A 14,280-nucleotide genomic window follows, 5' to 3' on the forward strand; every position below is an offset into this window, starting at 1 on the left:
TTCCAGGAGTACTTCCCCGTGCATGTCTCCGCGAAGAACGCCGATTTTTAACCGGTCGCGGCCGGTACGCCGGCCAATTTTTGCACGAAAAACAACACCCAACCCCCTCTGATACGAATTTTTCAATTCTGCGGGCAGCGGTTCCATGTTCGGGCATTAATGCGTTTCTTTGCTCGCTTTTTTTGAAAACTGCGTAACCATGAACAAACTTTCCAATCGCATTGAAGCCATTCAGGAATCCGCCACACTGGCGATGGCTGCCAAGGCTCGTGAGCTGAAGACAAAAGGATTCGACGTTATCGGGTTGAGCCTCGGTGAGCCCGATTTTAAAACCCCCGAACACATTTGTGAGGCGGCCAAGAAAGCGATTGACGACGGTAAGTACTTTGCATACCCTCCGGTAGCGGGCTACCAGGACCTGCGCGAAGCGCTGGCCGCCAAATACCAGAAAGAGAACAACGTGCCGTACAAGGCCGAAAATATTGTCGTTTCCAACGGCGCGAAACAATCCATCGCCAACGCCATGCTGGCGCTGCTGAACCCCGAAGACGAGGCCATCATCTTCTCGCCCTACTGGGTGAGCTACGACGCCCTCGTGCGCCTGACGGAAGCCACGCCCGTGATCGTGAAAGGTGGTATCGAGTCGGACTTTAAAGTAACCGCCGCTCAACTGGAGGCCGCCATCACACCGAAGACCCGCATCGTGATCTTCTCGTCGCCTTGCAACCCCACCGGCTCGGTGTTCTCGCGCAAGGAGCTTGAAGCCATCGCCCAGGTGGTGCTGAAGCACGAGCGCATCATCGTGATCGCCGACGAGATCTATGAGCACATCAACTACACCGGCGAGCAGGTGAGCATCGCGTCGCTGCCCGGCATGTTCGACAAGACCATCACCGTGAACGGCTTTGCCAAAGGCTATGCCATGACCGGCTGGCGCGTAGGCTACATTGCCGCTCCCAAGTGGATCGCCGACGGCTGTAACAAAGTACAAGGCCAGATCACCTCGGCCAACTGCTCGATCGCACAACGCGCTGCCCTGGCGGCCGTAACAGGCGACATCACGCCGACCAACAAAATGGTGGAGGAATACCGCCGCCGCCGCGACGTGGTATACGAGCTGTTGAAAGAAATTCCCGGCATCAAAGCCAACTACCCGGAAGGCGCGTTTTATTTCTTCCCGGACGTAAGCTACTACTACGGCAAGAGCGATGGCACGCGCACGATCAAGGACGGCGACGACTTCTGCATGTATATGCTGGAGAAGGCGCACGTATCGCTGGTAACGGGCGATGCCTTTGGCGAGCCAAACTGCATCCGCCTGTCGTACGCCGCATCGGAAAAAGACCTGCGGGAAGCGATGAAGCGTATCAAAGAAGCGCTGACGCAACTGAAATAATAGTATCGGTATATCATTAAAAAGGCTACGGAAGCGTAGCCTTTTTTTATGCCGGTAACCAGACCGTTTTGAATTTGTTGCAAAGGTTGGTATGCAGTATGTCATTTGTGTCTATTGATATAGATGTTAGCTTTGCTGGATATCGTATGTAGTGGATGCGCAAACCAGTTAATTCTCCCCGTGAATGATGCGTTTAAAATTCCTGCTGCCGATCCTGGCCGCGGTGGCCTTTTCCTGTGCCCGCGAAGCGCCCCGCAAAATTGACGGCCGGTACGAACAGGCGTGGGTGCTCTACCTGGAAAAGGAAATTCCAGCGCTGGCCTGGCCGAACTTTCCGGGCTTTGTAGGCCTCGCTTCGCCGGATGATACCCTGCTGGTCATAAATTTTCGCTGTAAAACAGAATCGTACTTTGTAGAGATCAATAGCGACACCGGCACCGTGCGGCATATCGCCCGGGTGAATAACAATGCCCGTGTAGTAGGCGGAATGAAACACCGGCCCGCCGCGGCGCCGATCGTATGGGCCGCGACGGCAGAACATCCCATACCGGGTTACTACGACGTTTCCGGGCACCAGGTAAAATACCATACGCCGCTGGACACGGGGCAGGTGGGGTCGCGGGCTATCCAAAGCGATGAAGTAGAGGATCAATCCATTTACCGGTTTCGGCAGTCGCCGACCGATCACGAGGCCTGGGAGCTCTCGCGGTGGTCTGTTACAGGTGATGAGAAGTATTGGACGGTGCCAGTAGAGGTATTGAAGGAATGGTATGCGCTTTACCCCGACCTATACGGCCCGGTGGACTTTACCCTGCAAGCGGGCCCCGATGGCGTATGGCTGGTGATCAACCTGCCGGACGATGATGCCGGGGTGGTGTTGATGAAATTCTCAAGTAAAAAAGGCGAGCTCGTATATAATACCAAAACCAAGGGGCGCTTCACGAATTACAATGCTGTACATGTAACACAACGGTATAAAGATGCCTGGTTTGTATCCAATCATGATCGCATCACCAAGTTTTACGCTTCGGGGAAGCAGGCCTGGGTTGCCACGCTTACGTTGCCAAAAGGCCGGGAGCCTTATTTGATCAGGACGCTACCCACCTATGACGGCGGTGCCATCTGCTGGTTTACGCAGGACGGAAGCATATACCTCTCCCGGATCAGCAACGCCGGCAACATTACCTGGCGACATACCCACACGGAGCCCCGGCAGCTGTTCGGTGACCAAAGCAGCGTTCATGAGCTGCCCAATGGCGATTTGGTAGTAGGCTCTTACCAGGGGGTGATTACCAGGTATGCGTTGAAGTGATCAGGCTGATCAGGTGTCTGTGACATGCGGCTATTCATCCGCAAACTGCTGCTCCAGCGGCGCGACCTTCTCCAGGTCTTCGCGGATCTTGGCGTCGAGGGTTGTTTCCTTTAGCACGTTATAGCTGGCCCAGAATTCTTTGTTATAGGGATAGTCCTGGTATTGCAGGCCATAGCTGCGCATCTTTTCGGTGGGGCCGATGCGGCTTTTGGTGTTGGCGTGGATCTCGTTGATGACCAGGTGCTGTACGAGCCCGGTTTCGAACTTTAGCTCGCCGGTGCGCTCGTCGTGCCAGCGTTCGTCGGTGGTGACGGTGATGTAGTTCAGGTACATCTTGCCCTGGTAGCGGCGGAAGTCGATGGCCTTATTATACTTCAGGTATTTGCTGACCATGCCTTTCCGGGTCTGGAGGTTGTCGCCGGTGGTTTCCATTTCGAACTCCAGGTGGACGATCGAATAATCGGTTTTGTCGATATATACTTTCAGGGCGAACTGGTCGGCGGTGCTGACGACGAAGATGTCGTGTCCGTTGTAGTGTGAATCGGGTTCGCGGACCAGGCTGGCATAGAACTCTTCGTCGGCCTCGATGTTGCGATAGCGGAGGTTATTATGCAGCAGCAGGTCTTCCAGCAGGTTGGTCTGGCCGAAGTAGGACGTGAATTTATTGTCGTAGCCGATGCTTTTGCGCACTTCCACCAGCTTTACGCGTTCGCGCAGTTTGTTTTTATTGCGGGGCGCGGTATAGTTGTCGTCGTAGATCTTGACGGCTGCTTCCAGCAGGGCGATGCTGGTGCCGCCGATCTTTTTTACATCGCGGTAAAAGCCGTCCATGAGGAACGGTTGCATGGGGTAGTTCTGGTCGATGCGCGACAGGGCTATGCGGAAGATCTCGCCGCCGGCTTCCAGCGAGTCGGTTACGACCACCTCGTTGAGCATGATGATCGACTTCGTCAGCCGGATCTGAAGCGGCTGCTCGGCGAGCAGGGACCAGATGGGGGCTTCATAGTTGAGGTAGCCCAGCATGCTGATGACCAGGATGTCATTGCGATAGGCCGTCTCAAAATAGAAGTCAAATTCGCCCTGCAGGTTGGCGACGGTCCCCACGGGCTTGCCCTTGATCGCGACGGAGGCGTACGGCAGGGGTTCGCCCGTGTCGGCATCGGAAATCTTGCCGGTTAAGGCTATTTTCTGCGCCCAACCCGGTAAAACAATGCAGAAGAGGCCAAAAATGAGGATAAACCGCATGCAAAGGGTAACAATAAGCGGTCAAGTTGGCCATTAAACCCTTTCTTTCAAATACTTTGTAGGATAATCCCTCAAATTGCAGATTTAACGCCAATAATTCAGCCTAAACGTATTTGCGTTTCATTGCTTACTTTTAATCATGAATTTTCCGGGCTTGAAGTCATTAGAAGAAATACCTCGTATTTGGAAACGGGCCTACCTGGTGCTGTGTTTTTGGTACGCTGCCAACTACGCAGTGGGTACTTTTATTGAGTATAAGCTCGAAAATCCTAATTCGTATATATTCGTAAACAACCTGCAGTTGTTCGAAGCGTTGTGTATCCTCATCATTGCCATCTTTTTCTATACAAATTGGCTGTTCCGGTTTAACGTCTACGTGCAGATCGCCGGCCACGCCGCCGGGGCGATGATGCACTTCCTGGTCATGGGCACACTGTCATACTACCTGGAAGACTACGTGGAGGGCTACATCGGCTGGGATTTCTGGAAAGCGCACATTGTCGGACTCTTAAAGTGGGAAGGGCTCCACTTCCACGATCAGTATATTATCACCATCGGCGTGTACTACGTCATCCGCTATTTCCAGGGGGTTCAGCACCAGGAGAAAGAAAAAAGCGAGCTGACCCTGAAGAACCGCGAAATGCAGATCTCGCTGCTGAAATCGCAGATCAACCCGCACTTCCTGTTCAATACCCTCAACTCTATTAATACGCTGATCGGCTCCAGCAAGGAGCAGGCCCGCAAGGTGATCACGCAGCTGTCGGACATCTTCCGCTATGCGCTCGATTCGCATGGCGACCAGATGGTGAAGCTCATTCACGAGCTGGATTTTATCGACAATTATATCCGTATCCAGCAGGTGCGTTTTGGCGATCGCCTGAAGTTTGTCAAGCAGGTGGATTTCTCATGTCTGAGCGTGGAGATCCCGCCGATGATCCTGCAGCCGCTGGTAGAGAACTCGGTGAAATATGGCATTGCGCCCAAGGAAGATGGCGGCACGATTATTTTGACCGTGAAGCGTTTTAATAATATGATATTTTTTGAGGTCAAAGACGACGGTCTTGGCTCCAATGCCAAGAAAGTAATGGACGGCAGCTCGAGCGGGGTGGGAATGAAGAACACGGACGAGCGCCTGAAAAGCATCTTTGGCCCAGGCTCTGGCTTGCGGATCCACTCCAACGAATGGGGGTATTCTGTAAGCTTCTTTATACCGTTTGAAGAGCCCGCCGTGGAAGAACTCAACAGCAAAGCCGTATAGACCCCCTCGCTATGACAACAGTATCTTTCAACCTCACACCATAAACTAAATTGTAGTTTCATGAATATAACCTGTGTTATCGTAGACGATGAGAAGCTGGCACGCGACCTGCTCCAAGAGTATTTACAGCAGATCCCGAACATCCAGGTCATCGGTGAAGCCTCCAAAGGGAAGGATGCCGTTGAAATAATCGACAAAGAAAAGCCCGACCTGGTTTTCCTCGACGTACAGATGCCCGGCATGACCGGCTTTGACGTGCTGGACGAAATCACCCACGACCCCTACGTTATATTCTGTACGGCGTACGACCAGTATGCCATCAAGGCCTTCGAAAAGAACGCCGTAGACTATATCCTCAAGCCGCTGGACCAGGAACGGTTCAAGCAGGGCGTGGAGCGCGCCATTGCCCGCATGAAGATGGAGCAAAACAACGTAGGCGAGCTGCTGCGCAACATGAAGACCGAGAACAAGACTTCCTACGACTCGCACATCTTCGTGCAAAAGTCCGAGAAGCTGCTCAACCTGCCGGTAGACGAAATTGTATACCTGGAAGCCTCCGGCGATTATACCATCCTCACAACCAAGGGCGATCAATTCGTAAGCTCGTCGGGGATCGGTAAACTGGAAGAAATTCTGAACCCGGAGATCTTCATCCGTGTGCACCGCAGTACGATCATCAACATCAACAGCCTGAAGGAAATCGAAAAGCATTTCAACGGCGGTATGGTGGTAAAGATGCAGAACGGCAAAAGCTTCCCGGTAAGCCGCACGTATGCGAAGCTGATCCGGAAAAAAGTAGTTTAAACAGTCCTGTAATAACCAGACGGGATATAGAAGCCGTCCGCCCACCAGCGGATGGCTTTTTTTATGTCAGCGCCGCTCGATCGTTTCCGTGGGAGTATAGTGGATCGCGGCGTGCAGGCCGTGGCGCTTCATGATCTCGCGGATGCGGGCTTCAAAGGCCTGCCGGGCGTCGGCCACGAAGGCGGCTTGTTCGGCATACCGGCGGGCGTCGGCCGTATAGGCATTCATGGCCGCAGAGCGGTCGGCGGCATCGACCCAGTTCCAGAGGCCGTTCTCGTCGCGAAAGACGACGTCGTGCTGCTGCTCGAGCGACAGCAGCTGCGGCGCGGGCAGGGTGACCGTGGCCACGGTGTCGTCGATGGAGATGGTGAATTTTTTGTGCAGATCAAAGCCGGCTTTCGCTTCAAACGTACCGGTGATCTCGATTTTTTTGGTGCTCTTCATCCACGTGTTGCGCCACTCGTACCGGTGCTGGAATTTCTGCGACAGCGTGGCCAGCTCCAGGATGGGCACCTGTTGCTGAAGCACCACCGTGTTGTTTACCGTTACCTCGGGTGTAAAGTGAAAGGCTTCACGAAAGTCCTGTCCTAATTGCCGCGCACCGTCGTAGGCTTTTTCGGCCAGCCGCGCGGGGATCACCACGATCAGTACATAGGCCGTGACGCTGAGCGTGATCAGCAGGAGGATGAGGAGGACGAGCTTGCGATTTGAAAACATGCCTGAACTTATGCCGTGTACGTTACTTGTTCCACCAGCTCCAGCCGGCGTACGATGCTGCGGGGTGTAAGGATCGTGCCAGGCGAAAGCACGGCGTTGGCGCCGATCTTCGTGTCATCGCCTACCAGGGCGCCGAACTTGGTCATGCCGGTGGCATAGCGATGGCCCTGCAGCATGACGTCGATGAGCTTATCGGTGCGTTCGTTGTAGTGATTGGCGATAATAGCGCCGGCCTCCATGTTGACGCCGGTGCCGACGATGGAATCGCCGGCAAAGTTAAAATGCGCCAGGGCGGCGCCCGGCATGATAAAGCTCGACTTCACTTCGCAGCCCGGGCCGATGCTGGTCTTTTCGCCGATATATACACCGTTGCGTATATAGGCGTGCGCACCGATAAAGCAGCCTGCCGAGATGATGACGGGACCTTTCAGGATAACATGCTCTTCCACCCGGGCGTCTTTGTGGATGGCTACCTGCCCCTGTACGGAATAGTCGTCACCCAGCATCCTGATCTTGTCGCTCAGGATCTCTGCGGCGGCGGCGACCACCTGCCACGGCAGAAGATGGGAGAGGTCGGGAAACAAGGTATTGAACCGTGCGACGTAGTCGCTGAGGCGAAGCATGTCAGGACTCATAAAGCTCCAGGGGTAAGTTGTCAGGATCGCGAAAGAACGTAAACTTCTTGCCGGTATATTCATCGACGCGTACGGGCTCGGGCATTATACCATTCTCCTGCAGTTTGGCCACCGCTACATGGATATCGTCTACGGCAAAAGCGAGATGGCGCAGGCCGCAGGCCTCGGGACCGGACACCCGCGCGGGCGGATCGGGAAATGAGAACAGCTCCAGGGTGTAGCTGTCGTTCAGCGCCAGGTCGAGCTTGTACGAGTTGCGTTCGGCGCGGTAATATTCTCCCACGACGGTAAAGCCCAGGATCTCCGTATAAAACCGCTTGGAGACTTCATACGACGAGCAGATGATGGCGATGTGGTGAACGGAGCGCAGCGAAAGCATAAACAAGCAAAGGTTTACCTGCTAAAGTTCTACAAAATTATGTTCCCAAAATAGTACCTTGACCGCCGTTAACGTCGATACATCCCATGGAAAAATTTGTCCTGCCCATACAGATACGCTGGTCTGACATCGACCAGAATCGTCACATGCGCCACTCTGTATATTACGACTACGGCGCGATGATGCGCATGGCGCTGCTGTCGTCGGAAGGTCTGACCACGCAAAAGCTCGAAGAGCTGAAGATCGGCCCCATCCTCTTTCGCGAGGAGGCGGTCTTCCGCCGCGAGATCAAGCTGGAAGATAAGATCACGATAGACGCCGAAGTGCTCAAGGCTACGCGCGACTATGGCCGCTGGAGCCTGCGTCACAACATTGTGCGGGAAGACGGCACCGTCTGCGCGGTCCTTACGGTAGACGGCGCGTGGATCGATATGGAAAAACGCAAGCTGGCGATCCCGGTGGAGTTCATCCGCGGCGCGTTCGCCAGGTTTCCGCAGGCGCCCGACTTTCAATGGATCGAGCCGAAACAACCGTAGTAAGCAGGCTTAGCCGTTTGCCATGCTCTGGCGTGTAGCCTGGCCGCTTTCCGGCAGCGAGAAGAAGAACGTGGTGCCCTTGCCCTCGGTGGTCTCAAACCAAATACGGCCGCCGTTCTTTTCGATAAACTCGCGGCACAGCAGCAGGCCCAGGCCGGTACCTTTTTCTTTGCTCGTGCCGGGTGTGGTGATGCTGTTGAGTGTAAACAGGCGCTTGCGGTGTGACGCCGGTATGCCTACCCCCGTGTCGGCCACGGACACGATCACCTGGCGGTCGGTGCGGAGGAACGAAAGCGTGATCATGCCATTTTCGCCGGTGAACTTGATAGCATTCGTAAACAGGTTGCGCAGCACCGACCGGATCATGTTCAGGTCGGCATACGCCTGCAGCTTATAGTTGTGGAGGTTGTTGCGAACGGTAATGTTCTTGCGTTTGATCTCCGTGCTCAGCAAGGACACCGTTTCATCGGCAATGTCCGACAGGTTGATCTGCGCGGGCTCATAGGACTCGCCCTTCAGCTGCAGCGTGGCCCATTGCAACAGGTTCTCGATAAACTCCGTGGTATGGCTGAAACGTTCTTCCAGCGAGTTGGACAGCTGTTGGAATTCTTCCCGGCTCACATCGCCGGCGCGGAGCAATGACAGCGCCAGTTGCAACGAGCTGAGCGGGCCTTTGATGTCGTGCGATACGACCGAGAACAGTTTGTCTTTTACGCGGTTCACTTCTTCGAGCCGCTCGCTCTTGTTCTGGATCTCCTCGGTGCGCAGCAATACCTCGCGCTCCAGGCGTTCGTTCTCTTCCTGGTTGCGTTTTAATTCCAACTCTTTGGCGCGGCGGTTTTCCTTTTCCAGGATGTTCCACCGGTCGCCGAGCGCGAAGGAGATGAACAACATCTGCAGGATGCAGCCGATCATCAGGCCGCTGTAGTTCGTGCTCATATACCCCGGCACAAACCCCAGGTTGCTCATGGTGAAGACCGACGTCGCCAGGAGTATGGTGATCCAGGCCATGAGGTAATAGCGGGCCGACCGGTATTTTTTATAAAAGCAATACCCCGCGCTGACCAGGGCCAGCACGCAGTGGACCAGGATAAAATAATGGTGATACTGATACGAGATCTTGCGGAAGAAGATGAACATCAGAATCCCGGCCACGAGGTTTAACGACATGTTCAATAACATGAGACGATCCAGTAACCGGCTGAATTTAGGCAGGTTCAAAAAAGACCGTGTCAGCATGGTAGAGGCCATCACGAACGCCGGCCCCGAGAACATGGCAAAGACATCGTTCAGCACGGGCGTTTGCGGAAAGAGATACAGAAAGGTGTACCCCTGAAAGTATCCGACGATGTTCACCATCGTCAGCAGTGTACAGACGTAGTAGAACGTGATCTTATCGCGTACGGAAAAGAACAGGAATAACTGGTACAGCATCATCAGGATCATACCGCCGTAGAAAAGGCCGTTCACCAGCTGGATGTTGTAGATACCGTTGAGGAATGCGCGGCGATGCCAGAAGGTAACGGGCATCTGCACGGACGAGACGGTTTGTACGCGTAAGTATATGGACTGCGACTCGCCGGGCTGCAGGCTGAAGCTAAACACCGGGTGCCGGTGGCGGAGCGTGCGTGCCGAGATGGGCAGCGTGTCGCCCGCCACTTTATGGACCCATGTCAGCGAGGAGTCGGAGGCTATATAAAAGTCGATGTGGTCGAGTGGTGCATAGCTGACCTCCATCATCCAGTCCTCTTCGTGCGAGTCGTTTGTTACGTCAAACCGGAACCAATGCACCGCCCGGTCGAATCCGAAGTTGGGCGCGTCGGCAGGCGGCAGCGAGTCGAGCTTCATCTCCCGGATCTGGTCGATGGTCAGCTGGCCGGTCGCGTCGCGCCAATGCCTCATGTGGCCTTTTGCGGTCAGCCAGCCACTGTCGGACAGCCGCAGCCCTTGCGGCTGGGCCGTCACGGAGAAGAGCAGCAGAAGCAAAACAAGAAGAGGGATCTTGCGGTGCATAAAAAGGGGATAGGGACTATTGACGTTTCACGGCTTGCGCAAATTCTTTGGCAAAATAGGTCAGGATGATGTCGGCTCCTGCGCGCTTCATACTCAGCAGCATCTCCTTCGCCACACGCTCGCCGTCGAGCCATCCCTTCTGTGCCGCCGCCTTCACCATCGAATACTCACCGCTGACGTTGTAGGCCGCGATGGGCAGGTCGGAGTTGTCTTTCAATAATTTTATAATGTCCAGATATGCCAGAGCCGGTTTTACCATCAGGAAATCTGCTCCCTCTTCGGTATCCAGCGCGGCCTCGATCATCGCCTCGCGGCTGTTGGCCGGGTTCATCTGGTAGGTCTTTTTGTCGCCGAACTTGGGTGCCGAGTCCAGGGCATCGCGAAACGGGTTATAAAACCCGCTGGCATACTTGGCGGTGTAGCTCATGATCGACACGTCTGTAAATCCGTTCGAGTCGAGCACTTCGCGCAGGTAGCCTACGCGGCCGTCCATCATGTCTGACGGGCCGAGTATGTCAATGCCGGTTTCGGCTTGTGCCAGGGCCATCTTGCCCAGGATCTCCAGCGTCTCGTCGTTGACGATCTTACCTTCTTCCACCAGGCCGTCGTGGCCGTCGGAGCTGTAGGGGTCCATGGCCACGTCGGTCATGATGCAAGCTTCGGGGAATTGTTTTTTCACCTCGCGCAACGCCCGCAGGTAAAAGAAGTTTGGATCATAGCTTTTGGTGGCCGTTTTATCTTTCAGCGACTCTTCCACCACCGGGAAGATGTCAAACGCCCGGATGCCCAAGTTCAGGCATTCTTCTACTTCTTTCAATACCAAGTCGGTCGACAGCCGGAAAATGCCGGGCATTGACGCGACCTCTACCTTTTGGTTCTTACCGTCGAGCAGGAAGATCGGGAAGATCAGGTCGTCGGTCGTTACTTTGGTCTCTTCCACCAGGGCCCGTATAGCTGCACTTTTCCGGTTCCGTCGGGGTCTGTGTGATAGTTGTATCATGGTGTGTGAACAGTATGGATTACTATAAAATTCCTCGGATGACGATGTATCCGGTAAAGACCGCGGCCGTTACAAACAGGCAAAGGCCTACCGCCAAAACAGCCTTCAAGATACTCTTCCACCAGGCTTGTTCATACACCCGCCGCAGCGACAAGGCGACGTACAGGCAGACAATGCCGACGAATGGCAGACTGGTATGCCCCCGCCAGCCCGGCACCACCCAGAGCAGCAGTGCCAGCAGCAGCGACACCAGAATGTAGACAAACGATTGAAGGTGCATGGTATAGATCAGGTGATCGACATAATACGTCTTACGACGCACGTAGAAGAGCTTAAAGATCAGCGCATAGACCGGCAGCAGGAAGAACGAGATGTACTTGATGTTGTGGAAGAACTCGGCCAGTCCTGCCCGCGCATCCTGCATCATCTGCTCGGGTGTCTTTTCGCCGTTCTTGCCATCGTCGGTCGTGGTGATGCGAATGCCGTAAGGCCTCTTTTTAGGAGTAGCCTGCGTCGAGTCGCTGGCGGAAACTTTCTCCTGCGTGATGATCTCGTCGCGGATGCTGTGTTCGAATTTATGATAATAAAGGTTGGAGATCAACACCATGATGATGGTGCAGAAAAAGAACAGGCGCAACGGGTGTATGTTGCTGACGCGCTTGCCTTCCAGGTATTGGTGGGTGAGGTAGCCGGGCTTCGTGAAGAGCGGCAGCAGTCCCTTGAAGAATTTGGAATCGTAGTGCAGATAGTCGGCAACGAAATGACCCACGACGTGCACAAAGGAATCGCGCAACTCGATATTCTCCTGGCCGCATTCGGGGCAGAATTTACGTGTTACGTCGGCACCGCAGTTCAGGCAGTTGGTTTCGGTGCGATATTTCTTGTGGCTCATGGGGCAGGGTAAGCGAAAGGTAAAGGTAACGGCTTCCGACAGATCAAAAAAATAACGCCCGCGTAAAATGCACGCCAAAAGGTTGACACTTGTATATATTCCGGTCGCGGTCGGTGTGGTGTTTTTGTCAACAGGGCGACCGCGTTGGCATGCCGGCACCCCGCTACCGGAAACCCGCGCGAAACGATCTGCGGGCTATCCACGTTAAAGACCCTCGACCTGAGTAGGATCACATGAAGAAAAAGCTCATCATTCTTGTTGTCATCGGCATCGTTGTAATCAACGCCGTGGCCTTTTTACACGCCTATACCTTTACGCACTTTTCTGCTTCCAACGTCGCGCGTACCAAAGACCCGAAGGAGCTCTCGGTCTTTGCCAAAGCGAGCTTGCTGTTTACCGGCATCGACAACCCGCGCCCACAGTCGAAAGAACAGCCCGCAGATGCTTTTGAAACGATATACGTGCAAAGCACGGGCAAGCTGCAGTGCTGGCGCCTGGCGCAGCCGGGCGCCCGGGGCACGGTGCTGTTATTTCATGGCTATGCCGGTGAGAAGTCGTCGTTGTTGTCCCGCGCCGCGGAGTTTCGCAAGATGGGGTATCATACCCTGTTGGTTGATTTTACCGGCTCGGGTGGTTCGGAAGGAAACAGCACGTCGGTAGGCTATACGGAAGCGATACAGGTAAAAGACTGTTTTGAATACCTGGCCGGCACCGGCGAAAAGAACATCATCCTCTTCGGTACCTCCATGGGTGCCGCCGCCGTGCTCAAGGCCATGAGCGACTATGGCATCAAACCGGCTGCCACGGTATTGGAGTGCCCCTTTGGATCGTTGTATAACACGGTCTGTGCCCGCTTTACCCTGATGCATGTGCCGAGCTTCCCCATGGCGGGGCTGCTGACTTTCTGGGGCGGCGTGCAGCATGGCTACTGGGCGTTTGCGCACAACCCCGCCGACTACGCGGAGCGGGCTACCTGCCCGACGTTGTTACTGTTTGGCGCACAAGACGATCGGGTAACGGTGGCGGAGACAGAGCGGATCTTTGCCAACCTGCCTCAACCCAAGACGTTACAGATATACCCCGACGCGGGGCACAATGTTTTTACTACCGGCAACCAACCGGCCTGGGTACGCGACGTAACGGCTTTTGTGGGCACGCTTACACCTTCCCTTTAGCGCGCTCCCAGTATACGTCCATTTCGCCGAGCGTCATTTCCCCCATCTTCTTACCGTCGCGGGCCGACTCGGTCTCCAGGTATTGAAAGCGTTTGATGAATTTTTTGTTGGTACGCTCGAGGGCTTCTTCCGGGTCGATGCCGACAAAGCGGGCATAGTTCACGAGCGAGAAAAGCAGGTCGCCAAACTCCGCGGTGGCCTTGTCTTTATCGATGGCCTCGTTGGAGGCGGTGTTGAACTCGGTCTTGAACTCCTGCATTTCTTCTTCGACCTTTTCCCATACCTGCTCTTTGCGCTCCCAGTCAAAGCCTACGCCGCGCGCTTTGTCTTGTACACGCATGGCTTTTACCAGGGCGGGCAACGAGGTGGGTACTCCTTCCAGCACCGACTTGTTACCGGTCCTGAGCTTGATCTTTTCCCAGTTGGCTTTAACGGCCTCCTCGTCGTTGGCTACCGTGTCGCCGTAGATGTGCGGGTGGCGTTCGATCAGTTTGTCGCAGATGGCATTCAGCACGTCGGCTACATCAAAGGCCTTTTGCTCGGAGGCGATGCGTGCGTAGAATACGTTGTGCAGCATGAGGTCGCCCAGCTCTTTCTTGACTTCCGTCAGGTCGCCGTCCAGGATGGCGTCGGAGAGCTCATAGGTCTCTTCGATGGTGAGGTGCCGCAGGCTTTCGAGTGTCTGCTTTTTATCCCACGGGCAGTTCTCGCGCAGCTCGTCCATGATGGTAAGCAGGCGGTCAAAGGCTTTTACCTTGTCGGCGCGACGTGGGTCGGGTTGTGATAAGTTCTTTTTCATGTCGTGATATTCAAGCCGATACCCCTCAAATTTTACTGCGTGTCCCCCAACAGGCACAAAAGATCGTACGGCTGGCAGCGAAGGTACCACGCGGGGTCGGGTTGATGCAATCCCCTTGC

Annotated in this window: 14 protein-coding genes; 6 read left to right on the forward strand and 8 right to left on the reverse strand. The window is 54.8% G+C overall.

Features of this window, described 5'->3' with window-relative positions; all coding sequences use genetic code 11:
- Positions 1-199 precede the first annotated feature (199 nt).
- Both KK078_RS29400 and KK078_RS29405 read left to right on the forward strand, forming a co-directional pair.
- Complete coding sequence (locus tag KK078_RS29400; protein WP_254094431.1) at positions 200-1,396, forward strand: pyridoxal phosphate-dependent aminotransferase; 1,197 nt, start codon at positions 200-202, stop codon at positions 1,394-1,396.
- Between the two features lie 184 nt (positions 1,397-1,580).
- Positions 1,581-2,708 carry a hypothetical protein gene (locus tag KK078_RS29405; protein WP_254094433.1) on the forward strand — a complete coding sequence of 376 codons (1,128 nt, stop codon included), beginning with the start codon at positions 1,581-1,583 and terminating at the stop codon, positions 2,706-2,708.
- Positions 2,709-2,738: 30 nt separating this feature from the next.
- Here KK078_RS29405 and KK078_RS29410 read toward each other — a convergent pair whose 3' ends face one another.
- Positions 2,739-3,953: a carboxypeptidase-like regulatory domain-containing protein gene (locus tag KK078_RS29410; protein ID WP_254094435.1), complete on the reverse strand. Its 1,215-nt coding sequence runs from the start codon at positions 3,951-3,953 to the stop codon at positions 2,739-2,741.
- Positions 3,954-4,107: 154 nt separating this feature from the next.
- Here KK078_RS29410 and KK078_RS29415 point away from each other — a divergent pair, with 154 nt between their 5' ends.
- Both KK078_RS29415 and KK078_RS29420 read left to right on the forward strand, forming a co-directional pair.
- Positions 4,108-5,211 carry a sensor histidine kinase gene (locus KK078_RS29415; protein ID WP_254094437.1) on the forward strand — a complete coding sequence of 368 codons (1,104 nt, stop codon included), beginning with the start codon at positions 4,108-4,110 and terminating at the stop codon, positions 5,209-5,211.
- Positions 5,212-5,271: 60 nt separating this feature from the next.
- A complete protein-coding gene (locus KK078_RS29420) occupies positions 5,272-6,015 on the forward strand; it encodes a LytR/AlgR family response regulator transcription factor (protein WP_254094439.1) in 744 nt (247 codons plus the stop codon).
- A 66-nt stretch (positions 6,016-6,081) separates the two neighbouring features.
- Here KK078_RS29420 and KK078_RS29425 read toward each other — a convergent pair whose 3' ends face one another.
- From KK078_RS29425 to gloA2, 3 genes are read right to left on the reverse strand one after another with little or no spacing between them, the layout of a single operon-like run.
- Entirely contained in the window at positions 6,082-6,732 is a 651-nt protein-coding gene (locus KK078_RS29425; protein WP_254094441.1) for a DUF4230 domain-containing protein, read from the reverse strand.
- A gap of 8 nt (positions 6,733-6,740) precedes the next feature.
- Positions 6,741-7,367, reverse strand: coding sequence for an LbetaH domain-containing protein (locus KK078_RS29430; RefSeq protein ID WP_254094443.1), 627 nt, complete (start codon positions 7,365-7,367; stop codon positions 6,741-6,743).
- A complete protein-coding gene (gene gloA2 / locus KK078_RS29435; RefSeq protein WP_254094445.1) occupies positions 7,357-7,746 on the reverse strand; it encodes an SMU1112c/YaeR family gloxylase I-like metalloprotein in 390 nt (129 codons plus the stop codon). Before gloA2 ends, KK078_RS29430 begins: the two co-directional genes overlap by 11 nt.
- Positions 7,747-7,832: 86 nt before the next feature.
- On the opposite strand from gloA2, the gene KK078_RS29440 reads away from it, so the two are divergent.
- Positions 7,833-8,282: an acyl-CoA thioesterase gene (locus KK078_RS29440; RefSeq protein WP_254094447.1), complete on the forward strand. Its 450-nt coding sequence runs from the start codon at positions 7,833-7,835 to the stop codon at positions 8,280-8,282.
- A gap of 9 nt (positions 8,283-8,291) precedes the next feature.
- Here the strand turns inward: KK078_RS29440 and KK078_RS29445 are convergent, their stop codons facing one another.
- From KK078_RS29445 to KK078_RS29455, 3 genes are read right to left on the reverse strand one after another with little or no spacing between them, the layout of a single operon-like run.
- A complete protein-coding gene (locus tag KK078_RS29445; RefSeq protein WP_254094449.1) occupies positions 8,292-10,295 on the reverse strand; it encodes a sensor histidine kinase in 2,004 nt (667 codons plus the stop codon).
- Between the two features lie 16 nt (positions 10,296-10,311).
- Positions 10,312-11,295, reverse strand: coding sequence for a porphobilinogen synthase (gene hemB / locus KK078_RS29450; protein WP_254094451.1), 984 nt, complete (start codon positions 11,293-11,295; stop codon positions 10,312-10,314).
- Positions 11,296-11,317: 22 nt separating this feature from the next.
- A complete protein-coding gene (locus KK078_RS29455; RefSeq protein ID WP_254094453.1) occupies positions 11,318-12,187 on the reverse strand; it encodes a DUF3667 domain-containing protein in 870 nt (289 codons plus the stop codon).
- A gap of 233 nt (positions 12,188-12,420) precedes the next feature.
- Here KK078_RS29455 and KK078_RS29460 point away from each other — a divergent pair, with 233 nt between their 5' ends.
- Entirely contained in the window at positions 12,421-13,362 is a 942-nt protein-coding gene (locus KK078_RS29460; RefSeq protein ID WP_254094455.1) for an alpha/beta hydrolase, read from the forward strand.
- Here KK078_RS29460 and mazG read toward each other — a convergent pair.
- Positions 13,346-14,161: a nucleoside triphosphate pyrophosphohydrolase gene (gene mazG, locus KK078_RS29465; RefSeq protein ID WP_254094457.1), complete on the reverse strand. Its 816-nt coding sequence runs from the start codon at positions 14,159-14,161 to the stop codon at positions 13,346-13,348. The genes KK078_RS29460 and mazG overlap by 17 nt on opposite strands.
- Positions 14,162-14,280: the final 119 nt, after the last annotated feature.

The sequence above is a fragment of the Dawidia soli genome, from assembly GCF_018598185.1.
Lineage (GTDB): Bacteria > Bacteroidota > Bacteroidia > Cytophagales > Cyclobacteriaceae > Ohtaekwangia > Ohtaekwangia soli.

Excerpts from the sequence above, each read along its gene's own strand:
- KK078_RS29420 (WP_254094439.1), top strand. The coding sequence starts at position 5,272 with ATGAATATAACCTGTGTTATCGTAGACGATGAGAAGCTGGCACGCGAC.
- KK078_RS29400 (WP_254094431.1), top strand. The coding sequence starts at position 200 with ATGAACAAACTTTCCAATCGCATTGAAGCCATTCAGGAATCCGCCACA.
- KK078_RS29445 (WP_254094449.1), bottom strand. The coding sequence starts at position 10,295 with ATGCACCGCAAGATCCCTCTTCTTGTTTTGCTTCTGCTGCTCTTCTCC.
- KK078_RS29440 (WP_254094447.1), top strand. The coding sequence starts at position 7,833 with ATGGAAAAATTTGTCCTGCCCATACAGATACGCTGGTCTGACATCGAC.
- KK078_RS29425 (WP_254094441.1), bottom strand. The coding sequence starts at position 6,732 with ATGTTTTCAAATCGCAAGCTCGTCCTCCTCATCCTCCTGCTGATCACG.
- hemB (WP_254094451.1), bottom strand. The coding sequence starts at position 11,295 with ATGATACAACTATCACACAGACCCCGACGGAACCGGAAAAGTGCAGCT.
- mazG (WP_254094457.1), bottom strand. The coding sequence starts at position 14,161 with ATGAAAAAGAACTTATCACAACCCGACCCACGTCGCGCCGACAAGGTA.
- KK078_RS29430 (WP_254094443.1), bottom strand. The coding sequence starts at position 7,367 with ATGAGTCCTGACATGCTTCGCCTCAGCGACTACGTCGCACGGTTCAAT.
- gloA2 (WP_254094445.1), bottom strand. The coding sequence starts at position 7,746 with ATGCTTTCGCTGCGCTCCGTTCACCACATCGCCATCATCTGCTCGTCG.
- KK078_RS29455 (WP_254094453.1), bottom strand. The coding sequence starts at position 12,187 with ATGAGCCACAAGAAATATCGCACCGAAACCAACTGCCTGAACTGCGGT.
- KK078_RS29460 (WP_254094455.1), top strand. The coding sequence starts at position 12,421 with ATGAAGAAAAAGCTCATCATTCTTGTTGTCATCGGCATCGTTGTAATC.
- KK078_RS29410 (WP_254094435.1), bottom strand. The coding sequence starts at position 3,953 with ATGCGGTTTATCCTCATTTTTGGCCTCTTCTGCATTGTTTTACCGGGT.
- KK078_RS29405 (WP_254094433.1), top strand. The coding sequence starts at position 1,581 with ATGATGCGTTTAAAATTCCTGCTGCCGATCCTGGCCGCGGTGGCCTTT.